The 23,959-nt window shown below is 72.4% G+C and carries 20 protein-coding genes; 8 read left to right on the forward strand and 12 right to left on the reverse strand.

What is annotated here, in order from left to right:
- Positions 1-15: 15 nt before the first annotated feature.
- The 7 genes from ACXAHD_RS05695 to ACXAHD_RS05725 are packed head-to-tail and all read right to left on the reverse strand — an operon-like array spanning position 16 to position 7,443.
- Positions 16-1,035, reverse strand: a complete 1,020-nt coding sequence (locus ACXAHD_RS05695) for a TolB-like translocation protein (protein WP_281551327.1) — start codon at positions 1,033-1,035, stop codon at positions 16-18.
- On the reverse strand, positions 1,035-2,327 hold the full coding sequence (locus ACXAHD_RS05700; RefSeq protein ID WP_281551326.1) for an MFS transporter: 1,293 nt from the start codon (positions 2,325-2,327) through the stop codon (positions 1,035-1,037). The genes ACXAHD_RS05695 and ACXAHD_RS05700 overlap by 1 nt, the downstream gene beginning before the upstream one ends.
- Positions 2,324-3,454 carry a DegT/DnrJ/EryC1/StrS family aminotransferase gene (locus ACXAHD_RS05705; RefSeq protein ID WP_281551325.1) on the reverse strand — a complete coding sequence of 377 codons (1,131 nt, stop codon included), beginning with the start codon at positions 3,452-3,454 and terminating at the stop codon, positions 2,324-2,326. Before ACXAHD_RS05705 ends, ACXAHD_RS05700 begins: the two co-directional genes overlap by 4 nt.
- A complete protein-coding gene (locus tag ACXAHD_RS05710) occupies positions 3,451-4,206 on the reverse strand; it encodes an acetyltransferase (protein ID WP_289213513.1) in 756 nt (251 codons plus the stop codon). Before ACXAHD_RS05710 ends, ACXAHD_RS05705 begins: the two co-directional genes overlap by 4 nt.
- Positions 4,203-5,351, reverse strand: a complete 1,149-nt coding sequence (locus ACXAHD_RS05715; protein ID WP_281551323.1) for a DegT/DnrJ/EryC1/StrS family aminotransferase — start codon at positions 5,349-5,351, stop codon at positions 4,203-4,205. The genes ACXAHD_RS05710 and ACXAHD_RS05715 overlap by 4 nt, the downstream gene beginning before the upstream one ends.
- Positions 5,348-6,391: an NAD-dependent epimerase/dehydratase family protein gene (locus ACXAHD_RS05720; protein WP_281551322.1), complete on the reverse strand. Its 1,044-nt coding sequence runs from the start codon at positions 6,389-6,391 to the stop codon at positions 5,348-5,350. The genes ACXAHD_RS05715 and ACXAHD_RS05720 overlap by 4 nt, the downstream gene beginning before the upstream one ends.
- Entirely contained in the window at positions 6,388-7,443 is a 1,056-nt protein-coding gene (locus ACXAHD_RS05725; protein WP_281551321.1) for a Gfo/Idh/MocA family protein, read from the reverse strand. Before ACXAHD_RS05725 ends, ACXAHD_RS05720 begins: the two co-directional genes overlap by 4 nt.
- Before the next feature lie 393 nt (positions 7,444-7,836).
- Here ACXAHD_RS05725 and ACXAHD_RS05730 point away from each other — a divergent pair, with 393 nt between their 5' ends.
- Complete coding sequence (locus ACXAHD_RS05730) at positions 7,837-8,463, forward strand: acyltransferase (RefSeq protein WP_281551320.1); 627 nt, start codon at positions 7,837-7,839, stop codon at positions 8,461-8,463.
- Positions 8,464-8,517: 54 nt separating this feature from the next.
- On the opposite strand, the gene ACXAHD_RS05735 is transcribed toward ACXAHD_RS05730, so the two are convergent.
- The 3 genes from ACXAHD_RS05735 to mce all read right to left on the reverse strand — a co-directional run bounded on the left by ACXAHD_RS05735 (position 8,518) and on the right by mce (position 12,866).
- On the reverse strand, positions 8,518-10,392 hold the full coding sequence (locus ACXAHD_RS05735; RefSeq protein WP_281551319.1) for a coiled-coil domain-containing protein: 1,875 nt from the start codon (positions 10,390-10,392) through the stop codon (positions 8,518-8,520).
- Positions 10,393-10,674: 282 nt separating this feature from the next.
- Complete coding sequence (locus ACXAHD_RS05740; protein WP_281551318.1) at positions 10,675-11,919, reverse strand: DivIVA domain-containing protein; 1,245 nt, start codon at positions 11,917-11,919, stop codon at positions 10,675-10,677.
- 461 nt (positions 11,920-12,380) lie between these two features.
- Positions 12,381-12,866 carry a methylmalonyl-CoA epimerase gene (gene mce / locus ACXAHD_RS05745; protein WP_281551317.1) on the reverse strand — a complete coding sequence of 162 codons (486 nt, stop codon included), beginning with the start codon at positions 12,864-12,866 and terminating at the stop codon, positions 12,381-12,383.
- Between the two features lie 77 nt (positions 12,867-12,943).
- Here mce and ACXAHD_RS05750 point away from each other — a divergent pair, with 77 nt between their 5' ends.
- The 3 genes from ACXAHD_RS05750 (at position 12,944) to ACXAHD_RS05760 (ending at position 15,969) form a co-directional block, all read left to right on the forward strand.
- The gene (locus ACXAHD_RS05750; RefSeq protein WP_281551316.1) at positions 12,944-14,131 is read left to right on the forward strand and encodes an acetyl-CoA C-acetyltransferase; all 1,188 of its coding nucleotides are present in this window, start codon (positions 12,944-12,946) and stop codon (positions 14,129-14,131) included.
- 20 nt (positions 14,132-14,151) lie between these two features.
- On the forward strand, positions 14,152-15,159 hold the full coding sequence (gene meaB / locus ACXAHD_RS05755; RefSeq protein WP_281555686.1) for a methylmalonyl Co-A mutase-associated GTPase MeaB: 1,008 nt from the start codon (positions 14,152-14,154) through the stop codon (positions 15,157-15,159).
- A gap of 141 nt (positions 15,160-15,300) precedes the next feature.
- Positions 15,301-15,969, forward strand: coding sequence for an ABC transporter ATP-binding protein (locus ACXAHD_RS05760; protein WP_281555685.1), 669 nt, complete (start codon positions 15,301-15,303; stop codon positions 15,967-15,969).
- An 89-nt stretch (positions 15,970-16,058) separates the two neighbouring features.
- Here the strand turns inward: ACXAHD_RS05760 and ACXAHD_RS05765 are convergent, their stop codons facing one another.
- Both ACXAHD_RS05765 and ACXAHD_RS05770 read right to left on the reverse strand, forming a co-directional pair.
- Complete coding sequence (locus tag ACXAHD_RS05765; RefSeq protein WP_289213512.1) at positions 16,059-16,757, reverse strand: hypothetical protein; 699 nt, start codon at positions 16,755-16,757, stop codon at positions 16,059-16,061.
- 173 nt (positions 16,758-16,930) lie between these two features.
- Positions 16,931-17,857, reverse strand: coding sequence for an LLM class F420-dependent oxidoreductase (locus ACXAHD_RS05770; protein WP_475049028.1), 927 nt, complete (start codon positions 17,855-17,857; stop codon positions 16,931-16,933).
- A 174-nt stretch (positions 17,858-18,031) separates the two neighbouring features.
- Here ACXAHD_RS05770 and ACXAHD_RS05775 point away from each other — a divergent pair, with 174 nt between their 5' ends.
- The 4 genes from ACXAHD_RS05775 to ACXAHD_RS05790 form a co-directional block, all read left to right on the forward strand.
- Positions 18,032-19,738, forward strand: a complete 1,707-nt coding sequence (locus ACXAHD_RS05775; protein ID WP_475049019.1) for a proline--tRNA ligase — start codon at positions 18,032-18,034, stop codon at positions 19,736-19,738.
- 93 nt (positions 19,739-19,831) lie between these two features.
- Positions 19,832-21,520: an acyl-CoA mutase large subunit family protein gene (locus tag ACXAHD_RS05780; protein WP_289213510.1), complete on the forward strand. Its 1,689-nt coding sequence runs from the start codon at positions 19,832-19,834 to the stop codon at positions 21,518-21,520.
- 88 nt (positions 21,521-21,608) lie between these two features.
- A complete protein-coding gene (locus tag ACXAHD_RS05785; protein ID WP_289213509.1) occupies positions 21,609-22,484 on the forward strand; it encodes an ABC transporter ATP-binding protein in 876 nt (291 codons plus the stop codon).
- Positions 22,484-23,959, forward strand: a 1,476-nt coding sequence (locus ACXAHD_RS05790) for an ABC transporter permease (RefSeq protein ID WP_475049022.1), incomplete at its 3' end; no start/stop codon positions are given. The genes ACXAHD_RS05785 and ACXAHD_RS05790, both read left to right, overlap by 1 nt.

Raw genomic sequence — 23,959 nt, forward strand, 5'->3', positions numbered from 1 at the left:
ATCTCCTTCGTCGGGTCACCGGACCACCGCCGGTGACCAGGCATCGTGCACCAGTACCTGCGGTGCTCCCGAACCGTCCGCCGGGACCTGCCACACGTCGCTGGTCGCCGCACCGCCGTCCGCGTCGCGGGGCAGCCCGTAGACGACGTTTCCGTCGTCGAGCCACTCGACCTGGTCGTCGACGCTGCGGGTCTCGGCCAGCACGGTCTCGGTGCCGGTGGCCAGGTCGTAGACGGCCAGCCGCCACTGGCCGGGCGGCAGGTCGCCGCGCTTCTTGAACACCACCCGGGTCCGGTCCGGTGACAACGACGGGCACTCGGCGTCCTCCCGCAGCGCGTCGACCCGGCGCCCGCCGATGCTCCCCTCGACCAGCCAGGTCCGGCCACCCGAGGCGGCGGTGGCGTAGAACCGGTCGTCGTCGGCGAAGGTGACCCCCCACAGGTTCTTGTCGACCGCGGTGACCAGTTCACCGTCGACGTAGAGCGGGAACTGTTCGATGTCGCCGACCATCTCGCCGTCGGTGCGGGTGATCACCGTACGGGTGGAGAACTCGCCCGGGTTGGCGTAGGAGTCGCCGGCCACGAACGACGTCGTCGCGGCCAACGTACCGTCGCGCGACAGCCGGGCCCGCGACGGGATCCCGGTGAACGGCAGGTCCTGCTTCGGCTCGAACCCGGTGTCCAGCAGCTGCGCCCGGTACACGGTGAGCAGCCCACGCTCGGCGGACAGGCAGATGGTCTGCGAGTCGGTGGCGTACACCCGCTCGCAGCTCGCCCCGGTCAGCGCCCGCGGACCGTCCGGGTCACTCAGCGGCGTCATCGCGATCTCGCCGTAGCCGGTGCCCAGCGCGGTGGAGCGGAACACCAGGTGCGCCTCGGCGCGGACCGCAGCCACGTCGGCTCGCACCGGCACCGGGCTGGCGTCGGCCTGCACCCGGGCCTGCGACTGCCGGACCTGCCACACGTACCCGCCGGCGCCGAACGTCACCAGCAGCACGATCGCGGCGAGGACCGCCAGCCGGACCCGCAGCCCCATCAGGACCCCCCACCCGCCGGTACGGCGTCGCCGGCCGCCGGAGCCCGGTCCACGCCATGCAGCAGCCACCAGGCCGTCGGGATGCCGCCGGCCAGGACCGCCGAGAAGACCAGCACCGCACCGGCCGGACCGGTCACCGACCACAACAGACCGAAAGCGACCGACGAGACGAACCGGGTCAGCACCACCACCGTCTGCGCGGCGGCGATCCCGCTGCCCCGGGCCGGGGCCGGCACCAACCGGGCGACCAGCGCCGGCAGCACCCCGTCGGTGGCGGCGTAGAAGACGCCGAGCAGCAGCAGCACCGCGACGGTCAGTCCGACGCCGCCGGCCGGCACAGCGGCCAGCAGGTAGCAGGCGAGCAGCGCGCCGTGCCCGGCAACCATCACCTTCGCCCGGCCGACCCGGTCGGCCAGCCGGCCCATCGGCACCGCCAGCAGCAGGTACGCCACGTTGGTGCCGACGAACAACAGCGGGAAGTACAGCGCGGCGAAGTCGTCGCGGTCCTGCAACGTCAGGTAGAGGAAGCCGTCGCCGACGGTCGACAGGCCGAGCAGCCCGGCGGCGAGCAGCGGCCGGCGCAGCCGCGCACCGGTCACCTCGGCCACCATCCGCCGTACCCCGAACCGCACCGCGCCCACCGCGGTCGACAGGTTCGGCACGAACAGCACCAGCACCGCCACGCCGACCACCGCGAACGCGAACGACACCAGGAACACCGAGTCGTAGCTGCCCGGGACAGCGGCGAGCAGGGCGAACGCCACCAGCGGCCCGAGCGCGGCGCCGAGCGTGTCCAACGCCCGGTGCACGCCGAACGCCCGCCCCAGCATCGCCGGGTCCGACGAGGCCGCGATCAGCGCGTCCCGGGGCGCGGTGCGCAGCCCCTTGCCGAGCCGGTCCGTGGTGATCACCGCGGTGATCGCGGCGAACCCCTGGGCCGGCACCATGGCGATCCGGCTCAACGCCGACGCGCCGTAGCCGACCACCGCCACCCACTTCGGGTGCCCACCGCGGTCCCCGGCGTACCCGCCGGCGATCCGGACCAGCGCGCTGACCCCCTGGTAGACGCCGTCGAGAAAGCCGTACGCCACCGGGCTGAGCCCGACCACCACGGTCAGGTACAGCGGCAGTACCGAGGCGACCATCTCCGAGGAGACATCGGTCAGCAGGCTGACCGTGCCGAGTAGCAGCACGGTGCCGGACACCCGCCGGCCGACGGCCCGGCCCGGGGTGCCCGAGTCCGCGCCGGGCCGGTCGCGCAGGGTGACGTACACGGTGGACTGTCCGGTCAACCCGCCAGCGCGGCGGCCAGCACCTCGACGACCCGGTCCTGCTGCTCGGCGGTCAACTGCGGGTAGATCGGCAGCGACAGCAGCTCCGGCGCGGTCGACTCGGCGTGCGGGAACGACCCGGCCGGGTAGCCGAGATCGGCGAAGGCCGGGGTCAGGTGCACCGGTACCGGGTAGTGAATGCCGGCACCGATCCCTGCGGCGTTCAACACGGCCAGCACGGCGTCCCGCCGGGTAGCCCCGCCGGGCACCCGGACACAGTAGATGTGCCAGACGTGCACGTTGCCGTCCAGCGTCACCGGCCGGACCACGTCGAGGCCGGCCAGCAGCTCGTGGTAGCGGGCCGCGATGGCGCGCCGTCGGTCGTTCCAGTCGGCCAGCCGGGCCAGCTTGGCCCGCAGCACCACCGCCTGCAGCCCGTCGAGTCGGCTGTTGAAGCCGACCACCTCGTGCACGTACTTGCGGACGCTGCCGTGCGCCGACATCCGCCGGACGTCAGCGGCGAGCTGGGCGTCGGCGGTGACCACCGCGCCGGCGTCGCCGTACGCGCCGAGGTTCTTGCCCGGGTAGAAGCTGGTGGCGGCGATCCCGTCGGCACCGGCGCCCCGGCCGTGCCGGGTCGCCCCCTGGCACTGCGCGGCGTCCTCGACGATCGCGATCTCCTGCCCGGTGGCGGACAGGCTGGCGAGCCCGGCGCGCAGCCGGTCCACCTCGGCGAGCTGGCCGTACAGGTGCACCGGGGCGATCGCCCGGGTGGCCGGGGTGACCGCGGCCAGTGCCGCGTCCACGTCGATCAGGTACGTCGCCGGGTCGCAGTCGACCAGCACCACCCGGGCGCCGGCCCGGGCGACCGCCTCGGCGGTGGCGATGAACGTGTTCGCCGGCAGGATCACCTCGCTGCCCGGGCCGACCCCGACCGCCCGCAGGGCCAGCTCCAGCGCGTCGGTGCCGTTGGCCACCCCGACGCAGTGCGGCACGCCGCTGAACGTGGCGTACTCGGCCTCGAAGGCGGTCACCTCGGCGCCGCCGATGAACGCGGTGCCGGCGAGGACCCGCTTGAAACCGGCATCGACCTCCTCGGCCACCTCGGTGTGGGCGGCGGCCAGGTCGACGAGGGGGATGCTGCTCACGCGTGACTCCTCAACTGCGACTCGTTCGTTCGATCGGCGGGGTGGTCGGCCGGGGCGTCGGCCGGGCCGTCAACCGGGGTGTCGGCCGGGCCGTCAACCGGCGCGTTGGCGCGGCGCAGGAAGCGGGCCGGCGCGCCGACCCACACCTCGTCGGCGGGTACGTCGCGCAGCACCACCGAGCCCATGCCCAGCTGCGACCAGGCACCGACGGCGATCCCGTCGCGCAGCAGCGCGCCGGCACCGACGTAGACGCCGTCGCCGAGCCGTACTCCGCCGCCGAGGCGCGCCCCGGAGGCGATCGTGGCGTACGGCCCGATCACGTTGTCGTGGGTCAGCACCACCTGTGGCATCACCGCGACGTGTGCACCGACGGACACCTCGGCGGTCAGATCCACCCCGGCCAGCAGCACACTGCCCGGCCCGACGGTGCAGCCGGCACCGATCCGGGCCGCCGGGTGCACCACGGTGGCGTAGCGCTGCGCTGGCAGGCCGAACCGTTCGACCAGCCGCTGCCGGGACCGGTAGTTGCGGGGGTTGCCGACGCAGACCAGCACGGCCGCGTCGGCCAGTTCGGCGACCAGGTCGGTGCCACCGATCACCGGTACGTCAACCCGCCGGCTGCCGTGCAGCGCCGGGTCGTCGTCGAGGAAGCCGCGCAGCCGCCAGGTCGGCGACACCGCGTTGACCGCCGCGACGGCGGCGGCGGTCTCCCGGGCGAACCCGCCGGCGCCGACGATCAGCAGATCCCTCATCGGCCGGCCAGTTTGCGCAGCACCGCGACGATGTGGTCCTGGTCGGCCTCGGTGAGGGCGTGGTGCAGCGGCAGGATCAGCGAGTCGCGGGTCAGCCGCTCGGTCACCGGCAGCGGGGCCGGGGTGACGTCGGCGTACGCCGGCTCCAGATGAGCGGCCATGATGCCGCGCCGGGCCGACACCCCGGCGTCGGACAGCCCGGTGAGCACGTCGTCGCGGCTCACGCCGAACTCCGGGTCGACCCGTACCCAGAACGACTGGAAGTTGGTTTCGCCGTACGCCGGGTCGACCACCGCTACCAGGCCGTCGATGCCGGCGAGCAGTTGGTGGTAGCGGGCGGCGAGCGCCCGCCGGCCGGCGACCAGGCCGGCGAGCCGACCGACCTGGACCAGGCCGACCGCCGCCTGGATGTCGGTCATCCGGTAGTTGAAGGCCGGTTCCAGGTAGGCCTCCAGCACCGGCTGGGCGCTGGCATGCCGGTCGGCGGCGGAGACGTTCATGCCGTGCTCGCGCAGCCGGCGCAGCCGGGCCGCACCGTCGGCGTCGTCCAGGGTCAGCATGCCACCCTCACCCGTGGTGATCACCTTGCGCGGGTGGAACGACCAGGCGGAGACCGTCGCCCCGGCACCCACCGGTCGGCCGTACGCGCGGGAACCAGCCGCGCAGGCGGCATCCTCGATCAGCGGTACGCCCCAGCCGGCGGCCGCCGTACGCAGCGTGGCCGTGTCGAACGGCATGCCGCCCTGGTGGACCGCGATCACCGCCCGGGTACGCGGGGTGCGTACCGCCTCGATCGTCTCGACGGTCAGGTTGCCGGTGACCAGGTCGACGTCGGCGAAGACCGGCTCGGCACCGGCGTGCCGGACCGCGTTCGCGGTGGCGATGAACGACAGCGACGGCACGACGACCTCATCGCCGGGGCCGACGCCGTGTAGCACCAGCGCCAGGTGCAGCGCGGTGGTGCAGGAGCTGACCGCCACCCCGTGGTCGGCGCCGACGACGGCGGCGAACTCGCGCTCGAACTGCGCCACCCGGGGGCCCTGGGCCACCCAGCCGGAGCGGATCGCCGCGGCGGCGGCCTGCTCCTCCTCCTCGCCGAGCATCGGCAGCATCACCTGGATGCGGCGCGGACTGGTCTCGCTCATGCCGGTTGGCTCCAGTTCCTGGTCTGCATCCGCTCCAGCGCACCGGGCTGCTCGCGCAGCAACCGCTGGAAGTACTCGAGGGTGTGGCCGATGCCTTCGGCCAACGACACGCGGGGGGCGAAGTCGACCGTCTTGCGCAGTCTGGAGGTGTCCACCCAGAGCCGGGGGACATCGGCCGGGCGCGGCGGCTCGTACACCGGTTGCAGGTCGGTGCGGCCGACCGCTTCCAGCACCGTGCGGGCCAGCAGCCCGATGGACAGCTCCTCGCCGTACCCGAGGTTGACCACCTCGCCGACCAGCTCGGTCGACTCGGCGACCCGGGCCAGCGTCTCGACGCAGTCCCGCACGTACAGGAAATCGCGGGTGACGCTGCCGTCGCCGAAGACTACCGGCGGCTGCCCGGCCAGCGCCCGCAGGATGAACCGGGGGATCACCTCGCCGGAGTCACCCTCGAAGTGCGACCGCGGCCCGTAGTTGTTGAACGGCCGGACGCAGACCACCGGCAGCCCCCAGCACTCCAGGTACGAGCGGGCGTAGTGCTCGCCGGCGAGTTTGCTGCTGCCGTAGACGGTCAGTGGCCAGGGGGTGGTCTGCTCGGTGATCGGGAACTCCAGCGCCCGACCGTAGATCTCCGAAGTCGACACGTACAGCAGCCGGGACACCTGCGCGGCCCGCGCCGCCTCCAGCACGTTGAGTGTGCCGAGCGCGTTGACCTGGTGGTTCTCCACCGGACTGTGCAGCGAGTGGCGTACCCCGAGGCAGGCCAGGTGGAACACCACGTCGACCCCGGCCATCGCGTCATGGCAGGTCTGCGGGTCGCAGATGTCGCCCTCGATCACCCGGACCGACTCGGCACCGGGGAACGTCAGATTCTCCCGGGTGCCGTTGCGGAAGTTGTCCAGCACCACGACCTGCGCGCCGAGCGAGACGAGATGCTCGGTCAGGTGTGAGCCGATGAAGCCGGCGCCGCCAGTGACCAGCACGGTCGAGTTGGCCAGGTCGACCGCGGGAGCGGCGCCGGGAGTGGCTGCGACGGTCATGCGGCGGGCTCCTCGTCCAGCGGGATCATCGTGCCGCCGGCGGCGAGGCTGCGGGTGGCGGCTTCCAGGATGGCCAGCACCCGCAGGCCGGAACGGCCGTCGGTCAACGCCGGGGTGCCGGTACGGATGGCGCGGGCGTATTCGTCGACCATGGTGCGCAGCGCCTCCCGCTCGGTCAGCGCCGGGGCGACCATGTCGCCGGAGCGATACGACACCAGCATGTCCCGACGGGCCTCGGTGCCGAGCTCGTCGGAGGTGGCGACGTCGACGCCCCGGTCGAACAGGGCGAGCCGCTGGCCCGGGTTGAGGTCGTCCCAGACCAGGGTCCGCTTCGACCCGCCGATGATCGTCGTACGGATCTTGACCGGGGACAGCCAGTTGACGTGCACGTGGGCGATCGCGCCGCTGCTCAGCCGCAGGGTGAGGTACGCCACGCAGGCCCGGCCGGCGCCGATGCCGTCGGCGCCGTGCGCCGCGACCGACACCGGCCGTACCCCTGGCGGCAGCACGAAGTCGAGAATGGACAGGTCGTGCGGGGCGAGGTCCCAGACGACGTCGATGTCGCGCTGCACCAGGCCCAGGTTGATCCGTACGGAGTCGAGGTAGTGCAGCTCACCCAGCTCGCCGGAGTGCAGCATCTCCCGGATACGCAGCACCGCCGGGGTGTAGCAATAGGTGTGGTCGCACATCAGGGTCAGTCCGCGCTGCTCGGCCTCGGCGACCAGCCGCGTTCCGTCGGCGTGGTTGGCGGCGAGCGGCTTCTCGACCAGCACGTGCTTGCCGGCGCGCAGCGCGGCGAGGGCGACCTCGAGGTGGGTGCCGGCCGGTGTGGCGATCGCCACGGCACGCACCGAGTCGTCGGCGAGTACCCGGGCCAGGTCGTCTGTCGCGCCGACCGTCGAGTAGTCGCCGAGCACCGCGCGGGCCCGACCGAGATCGAGGTCACAGAGCCAGTGCAGCCGGAACGCCGGGCTGGACATGAAGTTGCGGACCAGGTTGGGGCCCCAGTAGCCGGCGCCGATGACGGCTACGCCGATGGGCTCGTCCGGCATGGCAGGCGGATGAGTCACGGATGTCCATTTCGTCGGGGGGCATGCTGACCCGGGCGAGCCGGGCCGACCCGGGCCACCGCCGGATGGGCGCGGCCCATCGGTGGGCCCGGCGGAGAGGGTCCGTTCGGGAAGCTACCGAGCGCTGCCACGCCGACGCCAGCACTGTGACGTAAACCCGGCACAACCGCGAGGTCACGAGGTACCTTCGTCGGCCTGGGTCCACCTGTCGGCCAGTGCCGGCCCGGAGGGTCGGTCCCTTCCAGCCGGAGAGTCGGCCGCTTCGGGGCGCAGGGTCGGTTTCCCGACATCGGCGGCGCCGGTGACCCCCTACCGTGTGCGCCGCACCTCCGGCAGTTCTGGCACACTGCCGGTGACCAGGAAGGATCACGGCTCATGAGTGCAACCGCAGCGCGTCCGGACGCCACTGACGCCGACGCCACTGTCGCCGGCTCGGCCGACGTGGCCGACACGGCGAGTATCGGTGCCGGCACCCGCGTCTGGCACCTGGCCCAGGTCCGCGAGGACGCGTCGGTCGGCCGCAACTGCATCATCGGCCGCGGAGCGTACGTCGGTCCGGGGGTCCGGCTCGGCGACAACGTCAAACTGCAGAATCACGCCCTCGTCTACGAGCCGGCGCAGCTCGACGACGGAGTGTTCATCGGGCCGGCGGCGGTGCTGACCAACGACGAGTACCCCCGGGCGGTCACCCCGGACGGGCGGCTGAAGACCGGCGACGACTGGACTGCGGTCGGTGTCACCATCGGCACCGGCGCGGCGATCGGTGCCCGGGCGGTCTGTGTCGCCCCGGTGCGTATCGGCCGCTGGGCGACGGTCGCCGCCGGGGCCGTGGTCACCCGGGACGTCCCGGACTTCGCCCTGGTCGTCGGGGTGCCGGCGCGCCGGGTCGGCTGGGTCGGCCGGGCCGGCGTACCGCTGGTCGCGGACGGCGACGGCCGGTTCGTCTGCCCCCGCACCGGGCAGCGCCACGTCGAGTGCGATGGGCTGCTCACCGAGGAGTGAAGCCGGCCACCCCACATGTGCACGGCAGGATCATCGGCGGTCCGCGGGCCGGGGTCAGGCGTGGGTACGGCGCTTGCGCTCGGGCGCGCCCGCAACGACCTTCTCGGCGGTCTGATCGACCGACACCGCCTCGGTCGGGACCGCGTCCACCGGTAGGGTCTGCTCCGGCTCCGCCGCGGGAGCCTGCGTCGCCGGTGCCCGCTCAGGCTGTTGTGCGGTCGGCTCGGGCTGTTGTTCCGCCGGCTCTGGTTCCTGCGCCAGAGTTACCTGCTCGGCTTCCCGCATCCCGGCGAGGCGCTGCTGCTCGCCGGCAAGCTCGGCCTGGACCGCGCTGAGCGTACGCCGTGCCTCGTCGGACTCCTGCCGGGTGAGCACCATCTGGTGCCGCAGGTCGGCCAGTGCCTGCTGCGCCTCGGCGACCTCCTGCAGCACCTCGGTGAGTTGCTGACCGGCGGAGACCACCTCACGCTGGGCGGATGCCACCTGCTGCTGACTGCTGGCCAGCTGGCGCTGGGCGATCGCCGCGTGCTCCTCGGAGAGACGTCGGACACTCGCGGCGTGCTCGTCGGCGCTGCCCCGCGTGCTGAGCGCGTACTCCTCGGCCTGCTGGCGGATGGTCACCGCCTGCTCCTCGGCCCGGGAGCGGATGTGGGTTGCGTACTCCTCGGCCTCACCGCGCTGGTTGGTGATGATCTCCTGGGTGGTGCTGCGCCACTGCTCCACCTCCTGCTCGGCGGCGGTCCGCAACTCGCCGATCTCCTGCTCCATCGTCGCGCGGCGCCGGTCGACCTCCTGCTGTACGCCGTCGCGTAGCTCGGCGACCTCTGCTTCGGCGGTACTGCGCAGCGTGGTCAGCTCCTGCTCGACCTGGTCACGTCGGGCGGTGAGCTCCTGGTCCAGCTCGGCGCGGGTCTGCGCGACGAACGCGTCGGTCTCGGCGTGCGTCCGGGTGACGTACTCGGTGGCCTGCTCGACGGCCTGGGCGGCCTCCCGGTGGGCCGACTCGGCGGCGGCCTCGCCCTCGGTACGGATCCGTTCGGCGTCCTGCCGGGCGGCGGCGACCGCCGCTTCGGCGGCCTCGCGCAGGTTGGTTGCCTCTTCCTGGGCGGTGGTGACCATGCGGCTGGCGTCCATCCGGGCCTGGGTGACCAGCCGTTCGGCTTCGGCCTGAGCGTCGGCCAGGGTCCGGTCGGCGGTCTCCTGGGCGGTGCTGACCGCGTTGCTGGCCTGTTCCTGGGCGGTGGTGACGGTCTGCCGGGCTTCCCGCTGGGCGGCCTTGACGGTGTCGTCGGCTTCCCGTCGTGCCGCGTGCAGCGCGTCGTCGGCCTGCTGCTGGGCGGTGGCGATGAGCTGGTTGGCCTCCTCCCGGGCAGCGACGAGAGCGGCCTCGGCCGCAGCCCGCAGGTTGTCCGACTCCTCACGGGCGCTGGTCACGGTCGCCTCGGCCTCGGCGCGGCGGGCGGCGTTGGCGCGGTCCTCCTCCGCGCGGCGAGCGGCGAGCGCCAGCTCGAAGTCGCGCATCGCGGTGTCGGCCTGCTGCCGGGCGTCGGCGAGCACCTGCTCGGCCTCGGCGCGGCGGGAGTCGATCTCCTCGGCCGCGTTGAACCGGATCTCCTCAGCCTGGTCCTCGGCGAGCCCGAGGATCTGCTCGACCCGCGGGCCGAGGTGCCGGAACGACACCTGGTCCAGAAAGCTGGTCTCCCTCCGGGCCTCGGTCAGATCGGCCTGGAGCTGCTCGATCTGCGCAGCCAGGGTGTGCATCTGCACGTAAATCTGTTCCCGTTCCGCGCCGAGCGTGGCCAGCTCGTTCTCGGTACGGGCGATGTAGCGGTCGACCTGACGTTTGTCGTACCCCCGGATCGCCAGCTCGAAGTTGGGCCCCGATCCGGAGTCCCCGTCAAGGTTGAAGAGTTCTTCGCCTTGCGCCATGGCTCCATCCTCACACGCAACGCCCTGTTGCGGGGCGATACCCATGCTCCTGACAGGACGCGCGTCACTTCGGATGATTTGCCAGGTGTGAACCATTCGCCCAGCGGGTATGCCGCATCACCGGCGGTGATCGTGCGCGTCGCCGCCGGGCGGCAGGGCTGGCCGGGACACGCACAGCAGGGGACCGGGCACCGAACGCGAAGGGCCGCGACGGAGCACCGGCGCGGCCCTTCGGCGGTTCGGTTCAGCTGGTCAGCTCGCTGAACGGTGTCCAATCAGTGGTCAGCTCGCCGACTTGGCGTTGACCGGCTCGGCGTTCTCGTCGGCCTTGCCGCTGTCCGCGCCGCCCGCCGGCACGCCGGGAACGATGCCGGCCAGGCCGGAGAGCATCTGGCCCAGCTGCGAGGTGACCGCGTCCTTCTGCCGGTTGAGGTCCTCGACCTCGCGGCGGGCGGCCTGGGTGGTCAGCTCGGCCTCGGTCCGGGCCTCGGTGAGCAGTCGGTTGGCTTCGCTGCGCGCCTCGTTGAGAGTCTTGTCCGCCAGCGACTTCGCCTTGTCCACGGTCTCCTGGGCGGACCGCTCGGACTCGATCCGGCGTGCCTCGGCGCGCTGCTCGATCTCCTTGGACCGGTCCTCGGCGGCCCGGGCACGCCCCTCGGCCTCGGCGACCATCCGCTGGGTCTGTGCGACCTGGGCGGCGTGCCGCTCGGACTCTTCCCGCTCGGCCTTCTCCCGGCGTTCAGCCAGCTGCAGCTCCAGTGCCTGCAGATCCTTGTCCCGCTTGTCGCGGGCGTCGGTGAGCAGCTTGGTCGCCTCGGCCCGCTTCTCCTCAGCCTCCCGGGCCGCCTTGGCCCGCAGTTGGGTGATCTCCCGCTCCGCGGTGGCCCGCAGGGTGGCGACCTCGCGCTCCACGGTCGACTTCAGCTCGGCGACCTCGTGGGCGGTGACCGCCCGCAGCTGCTTGGTCTCCCGTTCCGCGTCGGCCCGCAGCGTGTCCGCCTCGCGGCGGGCCTGCACCCGGACCTCGGCCGCCTCCCGCTCAGCCGCGGTCCGGACGCTGCCCGCCTCCCGCTCGGCCCCGGCCTTCATCGCGGCGGCCTCGGCCCGCGCCTTGTCGGTGATCTCCCGGGCCTCCAGCCGGGCCGCGGAGAGGATGCCCTCGGACTCCCGCTTGGCCTCACCGCGGTGGTCGTTGGCCTGCTCCTCGGCCAGCCGGAGAATCTGCTCCACCCGGGTTCCCAGGCCGGAGAGGGTGGGCCGGTTGTTCTCCTCGAGCTGCTTGTTGGTGTCGGTGAGCTTCTGTTCGACCGCGTTGAGCCGCTGCTCGGCCTGGCGGAGCCGGCGCTGCGCGTCGTTCATCCGCTGCTCGGCCTCAGCTCGAGCCTGCTCCGACTGGGTGAGGGCGGCTACCAGGCGCTGCAGGTGGTCATCCACCTGGTTGCGGTCGTAGCCACGAAGCACGACGGTGAAGTCGTGCGGAGCGCTGGCGTTATCGAAGAACGCAAGGGAGGACTGCTGCTGGGGCATTGAGACATAGTGGCAGATGTACCAGGGTGTTTCGCAAGAGCGAACTGCCCGTCACCACGATAGCCGACATGGTCATCTTTCCTTGGCCGACCGGCGCTCGGTATACGAATTGTAGGCGTATGCGTACGCAACGAAGTCTTTCGGGTGGTCGGGTCATCGCCGTGCACTCCGTCCAGAGCCCGGTCATGGCGATGTATGAGCAGCTCAGAGCGGTTCCTCTGGGTGCTTTCCGGGCGACGCCGGGTGGGGCCGTGGCTCAGCCTGCGGGCCAGCCGACGACGAACCGTTACGCCGCCAGTGCCACGCCGGGTGGCCCGCCGTCGGACGCCGTACCTGAAAACCGGTGAAGTTGTCCGGCCCGCTTCCTTTCGGCATTCCCGACCGACCAGTTCCGGTCCGTCGATCCGCATCAGCGGACCGGAACTGGCCGGCCAGTCGGTACGACCGGGCCGGTTTGTGACTTAGGCCGGCTGGTCCGGGGTCGCCGCCGGCTGGACCAACTCGACCAGGACGCCGCCGGCGTCCTTCGGGTGCACGAAGTTGATCCGCGAACCTGCGGTGCCCGGCCGAGGTGCGTCGTAGAGCAGCCGTAGTCCGCGCTCGCGCAGCGCCGCGCACGCCGCGTCGATGTCCACCACCGTGTACGCCAGCTGCTGCATCCCGGGGCCGTTGCGGTCCAGGAACTTGGCGATGGTCGACTCGGCAGACAACGGGGCGAGCAGCTGCACCTGACCGCCGTCGGGCACCGGCCCGACGGCGAGCATGGCCTCGCGTACCCCTTGGGCGTGATTGACTTCCAGGTGTACGCAGCGCATGCCGAAGGTGCGGGTGTAGAAATCGAGCGCGGTGTCCAGATCCGCCACAGCGATCCCGACATGGTCGATCTTCAGCAGGCCGATGTCTGTGACATAGTCCGCAGCGGCCTCGGCAGGAGCTTCTTCCGTCATGGCGATAGTCTGGCCGAACCATCGTTAAGTTGTCGCCGGCACCCCGGCCTTGTCCCACTGTGCGGAGGCGGAATCCCATGACCTCGGTGATCGTCAGCGGCGCACGCACCCCGATGGGCCGGTTGCTCGGCAACCTGAAGGACTTCCCGGCCACCGCCCTCGGCTCGACCGCGATCTCCGCCGCCCTCGGTCGCGGCGGCGTCGACCCCGATCAGGTGCAGTACGTCATCATGGGCCAGGTGCTCCAGGCCGGCACCGGCCAGATGCCGGCCCGGCAGGCCGCGGTCGGCGCCGGTATCCCGATGAGCGTACCCGCCCTCACCATCAACAAGGTCTGCCTTTCCGGTCTCGACGCGATCGCGCTCGCCGACCAGTTGATCCGGGCCGGCGAGTTCGACGTCGTGGTGGCCGGCGGGATGGAGTCGATGACCAACGCGCCGCATCTGCTGCGCGGCCAGCGTGCCGGCTACAAGTACGGCGACGTGGTGGTCGCCGACCACATGGCCCTGGACGGGCTGACCGACGTGTTCGACTGCTGCGCGATGGGCGAGTCGACCGAGCGGCACGGCACCCGGCTCGGCATCAGCCGGGCCGAGCAGGACGCCTTCGCCGCCACCAGCCACCAGCGGGCCGCAGTAGCCCAGAAGAACGGCGTCTTCGCCGAAGAGATCACCCCGATTGAGGTGCCGCAGCGCAAGGGTGACCCGGTCCGGCTGCTCAACGACGAGGGAATCCGGCCGGACACCACCGTCGAGACGCTGGCCCGGCTCCGTCCCGCCTTCACCCCGGACGGCACCATCACCGCTGGTAGTTCATCACCGATCTCGGACGGCGCGTGCGCCGTGGTGGTGATGAGCCGGTCCCGGGCCGAGGCGCTCGGCCTCGACTGGATCGCCGAGATCGGCGCGCACGGCAACGTCGCCGGCCCGGACAACTCGCTGCACTCCCAGCCGTCCAACGCCATCCGGCACGCCCTCGGCAAGGCCGGGATGACCGTCACCGATCTCGACCTGATCGAGATCAACGAGGCGTTCGCCGCCGTCGGCGTCCAGTCGACCCGGGACCTCGACGTCGATCCAGGCATCGTCAACGTCAACGGCGGCGCGATTGCTCTCGGTCACCCGATCGGCATGTCCGGCGCCCGGCTGGCGCTGACTCTCGCGCTGGAGCTGCGCCGACGCGGCGGCGGGACCGGCGCCGCTGCGCTCTGCGGTGGCGGCGGGCAGGGCGACGCCCTGATCCTGCGGGTGCCGACCGCGAAGTGACCGCAGGCTCCGACGGCGAAGTGACCGCAGGCTCCGACGGCCAGGTGAGCCGGGGCGGCTCCCGGGACGTACCGGATCTCGTCCGGCGGGCCCGCGCCGGCGACGCTCGGTCCGTCGCGCGGCTGATCACGCTGGTCGAGTCCGGTGGGCCGCAGCTGCCGCGGATCGCCGCCGAGCTGGCCGGGCACACCGGGCACGCCCTGGTCGTCGGGCTGACCGGCGCCCCCGGCGTCGGCAAGTCGACCACCACCAGCGAGCTGGTCCGGGTGCTGCGCGGCCGGAACCTGCGGGTCGGCGTCCTCGCCGTCGATCCGTCCAGCCCGTTCACCGGCGGTGCGATCCTCGGCGACCGGGTACGGATGCAGGACCACGCCACCGACCCGGGCGTGTACATCCGGTCGATGTCCAGCCGGGGCCACCTCGGCGGGCTGTCGTCGGCGACCCCGGCGGCGGTCCGGGTCCTCGACGGCGTCGGCTGCGACGTCGTGCTGATCGAGACGGTCGGCGTCGGGCAGGCGGAGGTCGAGGTGGCCGGGCTGGCCGACACCACGGTGGTGCTGCTCGCCCCCGGCATGGGTGACGCCGTGCAGGCGGTGAAGGCTGGCATCCTGGAGATCGCCGACATCTTCGTGGTCAACAAGGCCGACCGCGACGGCGCCGACGGCACCGTACGGGACCTGAAGGGCATGCTCGCGCTGACCGCCACCGCCCCGGGCGGCTGGCGCCCGCCGGTGCTGCGGACCGTGGCCGCCCACGGCGACGGTCTCGACGAACTGGTGACCGCGATCGAACGGCACCGCGACTGGCTGGCCGGCCGGGGCGAGCTCACCGCCCGTCGGGCCCGGCGGGTCGCCGCCGAGGTCGAGGCGATCGCGATCGGCACGCTGCGCGGGCGGATCAGCTCGCTGCGCGACGGTACGCTGCCCGCCGAACTCGCCGCCGAGGTGCTCGCCGGCCGGCTCGACCCGTACGCCGCCGCCGATCGGCTACTCACCGAGTTGACCGGGCCGGCCCCGCCGTCGCGCTGACCGGGCCCACCCCGCTTCCACCCCATGCCATGCCGACGGCTGCCATCCCCCCGCTGAACCGGCTGCTCCCGCAGGGCGCGGTCGGCGCACCGACGCGAGGTCCGCTAGGGTCGGCGCGTGCCCACCACCGTCGATCTCCCGATCATCGAGCTCGCGGCTGCGACCGTAGGCTACCTCAGTGCCGAGCCGGTGCTGCGTGACGTGACGCTGACCGTGCGACCCGGTCACCTGCTGGCGGTCACCGGGCCGTCCGGCGCGGGCAAGACGACCCTGCTATCGGCGATGGCCGGCCTGCTGCGGCCGATCGGCGGATCCATCTCGCTTGGCGGTGAACCGCTGCGCGGCCGCGACCACGCCGTGGATCGCAAGGTCGTGCTGGTCCCACAGGACAACGGTCTCGCCGCGATACTGACAGCAGGGGAGAACCTGCAGGTGGCGCTGATCGCTGTCGGGATGAGCCCAGCGGCAGCGCGGCGGGCCGGCGCGGCCGCACTCGACCGGCTCGGCCTCGCCGGTCAGTCCGACCAACTCGTCGAGGAGCTCTCCGGCGGCCAGCAGCAGCGGACCGCGTTGGCCCGGGCGCTGGCGCTGCACGGTGACGTGCTGCTCGCCGACGAGGTGACCAGCGAGCTGGACGCGGCCAACCGTCAGCTGGTCCTCGACCTGCTGCGGGCCGAGGCCGACCGGGGTGCAGCCGTCGTCTTCGCCACCCACGACTCGGAGGCGGCTGCCGCCTGCGACGCCGAACTGCACCTGCTCGACGGCCGGGCCGAACTGACCCGGCCATGGCCCGACCTACGAGTGATCTAGAAGGATCTGGCCGGTATATCGACCATGGTTCTTCTAGATCGCGGCGGGACTCGGTCGGCACGCGGCGAACTCAGCCGGCGCGGGCAGGTTCAACCCGGCCAGCCGGCCGCTCGGAGCGCCGCGGTCAATGGTCGACTATTTCGGCCGGGCGCACCCGGATCAGATAGGCCGGGAAACGGAGGATCCGGTCGCCGGCGACGCCAGCACGCGTCGAGGTAACGCACCCGTCCGGCCCGGTCCTTGCGCCGCTGTTGCAGGTCCGGTGGCGGCAGTCGATGCCGCCGGCAGAGCCGGACGAAATCGATCTCGGACAGCGCGGTCGCCCCACCATCGGCGTCCGCCGCCGCAGCGGCGATCAACCGGCGTCGCCGGACCCGGGGCAGCCAGCGCAGGGCGGCGAGGATCTCGGCCGGAACGACCCGACGCTGTTGGCAACCGGCGGCGATGATCGCCTGCGCCTCGTCGTCGGAACGGGCCCATTCTGCGGCATCGACCAGCGACCGCGCCATGCTGGTACGCATCGGGCGACCCACCTGGTGATGTTCCTCGGGCGTCACCGTGGTCCGCCGGACCATCATCGCCGGCATGTCGAGGGGCAGCCGACGACGTAGCTCCGGGTACTGCCGGTCACCGTCGACGAGTACCTGGATCGGACCCGCGCCACCCGCGAAGCGCAGCACTCCTTCACGGGCTGCGGTGAGCCCGCCCAGCAGCGCCGTCGGGCCTGCCAACAGCACAGCCACCCAGAGTGTCTGCTCGGCGGTCAGCGGCCCGTTGCTGGTGGACACGATCCCGGCACAGATCCGCCGTCACTGCCCACGACCGATACGCCGGCGCAGCCCGGACCGGCCCAGATGCTCGGTGGCCTGCGTCGAGGTGAGGACGCCGGACTGCTCGAACACCAGCCAGTCGAGATTCCGGCACCGGCCGGCATTCCGACATCGGCCGGCCCGGCAGCGGGTCACAACTGCGGTGCCACCTCGGCGGCGACGAGCTCGATGTGGTCCAGGTCGGCCAGGTCCAGCACCTGCAGGTAGATCCGTTGGGCGCCGATCTCGGCGTACCGGCCGATCTTGTCCACCACCTCGGCCGGCGTGCCGGCCAGGCCGTTGGCGCGCAGCTCGTCCGGCTCCCGGCCGATGACCGCCGCCCGCCGCGCCACCTCGGCGTCGTCACGACCACAGCACAGCACCAGCGCGTTGGACAGCCGCAGGCCGTCCGGATCGCGGCCCGCCTCGGTGCAGGCCGTCCGCACCTGCTGGAACAGCCGCGCCGACTCGGCGAGGCCCTCGAACGGCACGTTGAACTCGTCGGCGTAGCGGGCGGTCAGCTGCGGGGTCCGCTTGCGGCCCTTCCCGCCGAGCAGCACCGGCGGCCGGGGCCGCTGCACCGGCTTGGGCAGCGCCGGAGAGTCGGTGACCTGGTAGTACCTGCCCAGGAAGTCGAAGGTGTCGCCGACCGGGGTCTCCCACAGGCCGGTGATGATCGCCAGCTGCTCGTCGAGCCGGTCGAACCGCTCGGCCAGCGACGGGAACGGGACCGCGTACGCGGTGTGCTCCGCCGAGAACCAGCCTGCCCCGATGCCGAACTCGACCCGGCCGCCGCTCATCTCGTCGACCTGCGCGACGGTGATCGCCAGCGGGCCGGGGTAGCGGAAGGTGGCCGCGGTCATCAGGGTGCCGAGCCGGATCCGGCTGGTGTCCCGGGCCAGCCCGGCGAGGGTCGTCCAGGCGTCGGTCGGGCCGGGCAGTCCGTCGCCGCCCATCGCCAGATAGTGGTCGGACCGGAAGAATGCGTCGTACCCGGCGTCTTCGGCGCACCGGGCCACCGCGAGAAGCTGCTGGTAGCTGGCACCCTGCTGAGGTTCGGTGAAGATCCGCAAGTCCACGCCGTCGAGCATATGCCGGTCAGGACGACCGGGCCGGGCGCACCGGTACGCCCGGTAGGAGACGTTGTCGTCGGGGACTTCATCGACCAGCACCGCGCTACCTGGGACCCGACCCGGTTTACCCTGTGTCGTTGCTGAGTGCCGCGCCGCCGCCGGAAGTGAGGAAGGCCGTTCATGCGCTGGTCCCGACTACACATTCCTACGTTGCGCGATGACCCGGCGGAGGCCGACGCGCCGAGCCACCGGCTGCTGCTGCGGGCCGGCTACCTGCGGCAGTTGATGGCCGGCCACTACTCGCTGCTGCCGCTGGCGGTGCGGGTACGGGCGAAGGTCATCGAGGTGATCCGCGACGAGATGACGCGGATCGGGGCGCAGGAGTTCAGCCTGCCCGCGTTGCATCCGGCGGAGATCTGGCGCCGGACCGGTCGGTGGGATTCGATGGGTGAGGAGATGTTCCGGCTGCGCGACCGCAGGGGCGCCGACCTGGCGTTGGGCATGACCCACGAAGAGGTCTTCACGATCCTCGCCCGGGAGCTGAACTCCTACCGGGAGCTGCCGCAGCTGTGGTACCAGTTCCAGACCAAGTTCCGGGACGAGCCGCGGCCCAAGGCCGGGCTGCTGCGCACCCGCGAGTTCACCATGAAGGACTCGTACAGCTTCGACCTGGACCGGGCCGGGCTGGACCGGTCCTTCGACCTGCACCACGACGCGTACCGGCGGATCTTCGACCGGCTGGGCGTCCCGGCGGTTGCCGTGCAGGCGTCCAGCGGTGCCATGGGCGGGTCGGCGTCGGTCGAGTTCATGTGCCCGGCACCGACCGGCGAGGACCAGGTGGTCGACTGCCCGGCCTGCGGCTACGCCGCGAACCTGGAGAAGGCGACGTCGCGGCTCGATCCATGGACGGACGCCGCCGGGTCCGCCGCCCCGCAGCCGTTCGACACCCCGGGCGTACGGACCATCGACGACCTCGCGGTGCGTTTCGCCGCGCCGGCCGACCGGCAGATCAAGACCCTGGTGTACGTGCTCGACGGCGAGCTGACCCTGGTGCTGCTGCGCGGCGACCATCCGCTCAACGAGCAGAAGCTGGCCGACGCCACCGGTGCGGTGCAGCTGCGGGCGGCAGCCGCCGACGAGATCCGGGCGGCGTTGGGGGCGGCCCCGGGCAGCCTGGGCGCGGTCGGGGTGACCGGGGTGCCGGTGATCGCCGACGAGGCGCTGCGCGGCCGGCGGGACATGTTCACCGGCGCCAACGTCGACGGCGTCCATCTGCGTGGCGTCGACGTCGGCCGGGACGTCTCCGTCGGCAGCTGGGCCGACCTGCGCGAGGTGGCCGCCGGTCAGCCGTGCGTGACGTGCGGGGAGCCGCTGCGGGTACGCCGGGCGATCGAGGTCGGGCACATCTTCAAGCTCGGGCAGCGCTACAGCGAGGCATTGGACGCGGCGGTGCTCGACCCGGCCGGCGACCGGATTCCGGTGGTGATGGGCAGTTACGGGATCGGGGTGGAACGGGCGATGGCGGCGATCGTTGAAAGCCACCACGACGCCAAGGGAATCGTCTGGCCGGTGGCGGTCGCCCCGTTCTCGGTGGCGGTGGTCGTCGCCCAGGTCGACGACCGGCCGGTCGCCGAGACCGGCGAGCGGATCTACCAGCGGCTGCTCGCCGAGCGGGTGGACGTGGTGATCGACGACCGGTCCGAACGGGCCGGGGTGAAGTTCCGGGACGTGGAGCTGACCGGTATCCCAATGCGGATCACCGTCGGCAAGCGGTCGCTTGCTGAAGGTCTGGTCGAGGTGACCGACCGGGCCACCGGGGAGACGATCCGGGTGCCGGTGGACGGGGTTGCCGACCATGTCCGGGAGTGGCTACGGCGGGCGGGCTGAGCGGCTTCCGTCGCCGGTCCCACACAGCGGGCTTAGCGATCGTTCAGTGCGGGCTCTAGACTCGGATCCGCCCGGACCCGAGGAGGCCCTTCAATGGACGCCGAACAGATCGCCGCCGGTCGCGCCCGCTGGCAGGCCCGCTACGACGCTGCCAAGAAACGGGACGCGGACTTCACCACCCTGTCCGGTACGACGGTCGACCCGGTCTACGGCCCGCCGGACGGCGCCGACCATCCCGGCTTCGAACGGATCGGCTGGCCGGGCGAGTACCCGTACACCCGGGGGTTGTATCCGACCGGCTACCGGGGGCGGACCTGGACCATCCGGCAGTTCGCCGGCTTCGGCAACGCCCGGCAGACCAACGAGCGCTACAAGATGATCCTCGGCGCCGGCGGCGGCGGACTGTCGGTGGCGTTCGACATGCCGACGCTGATGGGCCGCGACTCCGACGACCCGCAGTCCCTCGGCGAGGTCGGGCACTGCGGGGTGGCGATCGACTCCGCCGCCGACATGGACGTGCTCTTCGACGGCATCGACCTGGCGGCGGTCACCACCTCGATGACCATCTCCGGACCGGCGGTGCCGGTGTTCTGCATGTACCTGGTCGCCGCCGAACGGCAGGGTGCCGACCTGGCCACCCTGGATGGCACCCTGCAGACCGACATCTTCAAGGAGTACATCGCCCAGAAGGAGTGGCTGTTCGGCCCCGAGCCGCACCTACGGCTGATCGGCGACCTGATGGAGTTCTGCGCGCAGCGGATCCCGCGCTACAAGCCGCTGTCGGTCTCCGGCTACCACATCCGGGAGGCCGGCTCCACTGCCGCGCAGGAGCTGGCGTACACCCTCGCCGACGGCTTCGGCTACGTCGAGCTGGGGCTCTCCCGCGGGCTGGACGTCAACCGGTTCGCCCCCGGGCTGAGTTTCTTCTTCGACGCGCACGTCGACTTCTTCGAGGAGATCGCCAAGTTCCGCGCCGCCCGACGGATCTGGGCCCGCTGGCTGCGTGACGAGTACGGTGCCACCGATGAACGCGCCCTCTGGCTGCGGTTCCACACCCAGACCGCCGGGGTGTCACTGACCGCGCAGCAACCGGTCAACAACGTGGTACGTACGGCGGTCGAAGCGCTCGCCGCCGTGCTCGGCGGCACCAACTCGCTGCACACCAACGCCCTCGACGAGACCCTTGCACTGCCCACCGACTCCTCGGCTGAGATCGCGCTGCGTACCCAGCAGGTGCTGATGGACGAAACCGGGGTGGCCAACGTCGCCGACCCGCTCGGCGGCGCCTGGTACGTCGAAGCGCTCACCGACCGGATCGAGGCCGAGGCAGAGGAGATCTTCGCCCGCATCCGCCAGCTCGGCGGCGACGGCCCGCACCCGATCGGGCCGATGACCTCCGGCATCCTGCGCGGCATTGAGGACGGCTGGTTCACCGGGCAGATCGCCGAGGCGGCGTTCGCGTACCAGCAGGCGGTCGAGGACGGGCGGAAGAAGATCGTCGGTGTCAACTGCCACACCGGCACGGTAGCCAAGGAGCTGGAGATCCTGCGGATCTCCCACGAGGTGGAGACCGAGCAGCGCCGGCTGCTCGCCGCCCGCAAGGCCGACCGGGACGACCCGCTGGTCCGCCGCCGCCTCGACGACCTGGTCACCGCAGCCCGGGGCGGCGACAACATGGTGCCCCCGATGCTCGACGCGGTCCGCGCCGAGGCGACCCTCGGCGAGATCTGCGACGCGCTGCGCGTCGAGTGGGGCATCTACCGCGAGCCGGCCCGGTTCTGATCCGACCCCGCGCTCCTGACCTGGGGGCCCGGTGCCGGCCACCAATCGGGGGCAGCGGTTCCGGCGGATACATGGTAGGCAATACGCCGTGACGGGACTTGCGGTGAGCTGCCGACGGGTGGTGCAGATCTACCGGGGCGAGGCCGGTGACGTGGTCGCGCTCTCCGGCGTCGACCTGCGGATCAACCCCGGGGAGATGCTCGCCCTGGTGGGGCCGTCCGGCTCCGGCAAGTCGACTCTGGTGGCGCTGCTCGCCGGGCTGATGCGCCCGTCCGCCGGCCGGGTCAGCGTCGGCAGCTACGACCTGGGCAAGCTCTCCGACCGGGAGGTCGCCCGGTTGCGGGGCACCCAGATCGGCGTGGTGCTGCAGGGTGCCGCCCGCAACCTGCTGCCGTACGCGACGTTGCGCCGCAACGTCTGGCTGGCCCAGCGGCGGGCCGCCGCCACCGCCGGCATCGACCTGGACGACCCGGACCGCATCCTCGACCTGGTCGGGTTGCCCGGCCGCGGCAGCGACCGGCTCGCCGAGCTGACGCCGGGCGCCCGGCAGCGGGCCGCGCTAGCCGTCGGTGTCGCCGCTTCGCCCGGCCTGCTGCTGGTCGACGAGCCGACCAGTCAACTCGACACCCGGGGCCGCGACGAAGTGCTCGACGCGCTGGAGACGATCAACCGGGAACGGAAGACCACGATCGTGGTGGTGACCCACGACGCGCAGGTTGGTGCCCGGCTCGGTCGGGCGGTGACCATCCGGGACGGCCGGGTCGGCGCCGAGGGCCGCGACGGTGAGGACTTCGCGGTGGTGGCCGGCGACGGTACGGTGCAGCTGCCGCCCGAGGTGCTCGGCGACTTTCCACCCGGCACCCTGCTGCGGGTGGCCCAGGCCGACGGCGCGGTAACCCTGGTCGTGGGCGGGGCCGCCCCGCCCGGTCTGCTGCCCGACGGCGTCAACAGCACAGGAGTCTGATGTTCGCCCTGCTCGTTGGCGCGGTCCGGGCCCGGGCCGGCCAGGCCGTCGCCCTGTTGGTGCTCACCGCACTCGCGGTCACCGCCACCACTGCCGCCCCCTGGTACGCGGCGGCGACCACCCGTACCGTCGCCGAGGCCGCGGTCGACGCGGCCGGCCCCAACCTGCTGGCCGCCCGCGCCACCGGCCGGGTCGCCAGCACCGCCGCCGAAGTCGCTGCCGACCAGCAGGTCGACCCAGCCGCCGGGGACCGCTCCGAGCTCGACGCCACCGGCGCCGACCTGGTCGACCGGGCCCGGCACGCCGGCGCCGAGATGATCGGCTACCCGGGTGCGACGGCGAGCAGTTCGGTGTGGAGCACCGGGCCCGTCGCCAGCGGCCAGGCCGAGCTGGCCGCCAACCTGACGCACCGGGAGCAGGTCTGCGAACACCTGACCGTCACCGGCACCTGCCCGCTGCGCCCCGGCGAGGCGTTGCTCAGCGCCCGCAGCGCCGAACGGCTCGGCGTCGGGGCCGGTGACCAGGTCACCCATCAGGCGACGCGCAGCGCGCCGGTGGTTCTCACCGTCACCGGGACCTACCAGGTGACTGATCCCGGGGATCCGTACTGGGCGTTCGACGACCTCGGCAGCGGCGGTACCGACGCCGACAGCGGTGACCCGGTCTTCGCCACCGCCGGCACGCTGGCCGCCGTACCGGTGGACAACCTGTTCGCCGCCCACCACCTGGTGCTGCCGGCCGCCGCCTACCTCGCCGGAGTCGACCTGGCCACCGAGGTCCGCCGCTCCGACGGTGGTGGCGTCGTCGGCCGTTGGCAGGTCCGCACCGACGCGGCGATCCTGGTGGACCAGATCGCCCGCCACCGCCAACTGGTCGAGCTCGGTGTCGCCGTCGCCGCCGGGCAACTGCTGCTGCTGTCCTGGTTCGCCCTGTTCTTCGCCGTCCGGCACACCGCCGAACACCGCCGCCGTGACCTGGGACTGGTCAAACTGCGCGGCGGTGCCCGATGGCGGGTGTGGCTGCTCACCGTGGGCCAGAGCGGGCTGCCGATGATTGTCGGCGCGCTGGTCGGTACCGCCGCCGGCCTGGTGGTCGCACGGCTGCTCGCCGGTGCCGGCCCGGACCCGGAGCAGGTTGGCTCCGCCACCCGGCTCGCCCTCGCCGCGACCGGCACCGCCGTCGCCGGTGCGCTGGTCGCCGCGATCGCCGCCGACCTGCGCAATGCCCGGGCCGGAGTGGTGGACCTGCTCCGGCATGTGCCGGCCCGGCAGCGCGGCTGGCGGGCCGACGTCGTCGACCTGATCGCGGTGGCCGTCGCCGGGGCCGGGCTCTACCAGGCGTCCGTCGGCGGGGCCGAGCCGGACGAGGCCGGTGCTCTGGTGCTGCTCGCTCCGGCGTTGCTGGTCCGGGCGATCGCGCTGGTCGTCGGCCGTGCTGCTACCCCGGTGGCCGGGCGGGCCGCCGCTGTCCTGCTG

The organism is Micromonospora sp. ABR4_055, assembly GCF_056160425.1.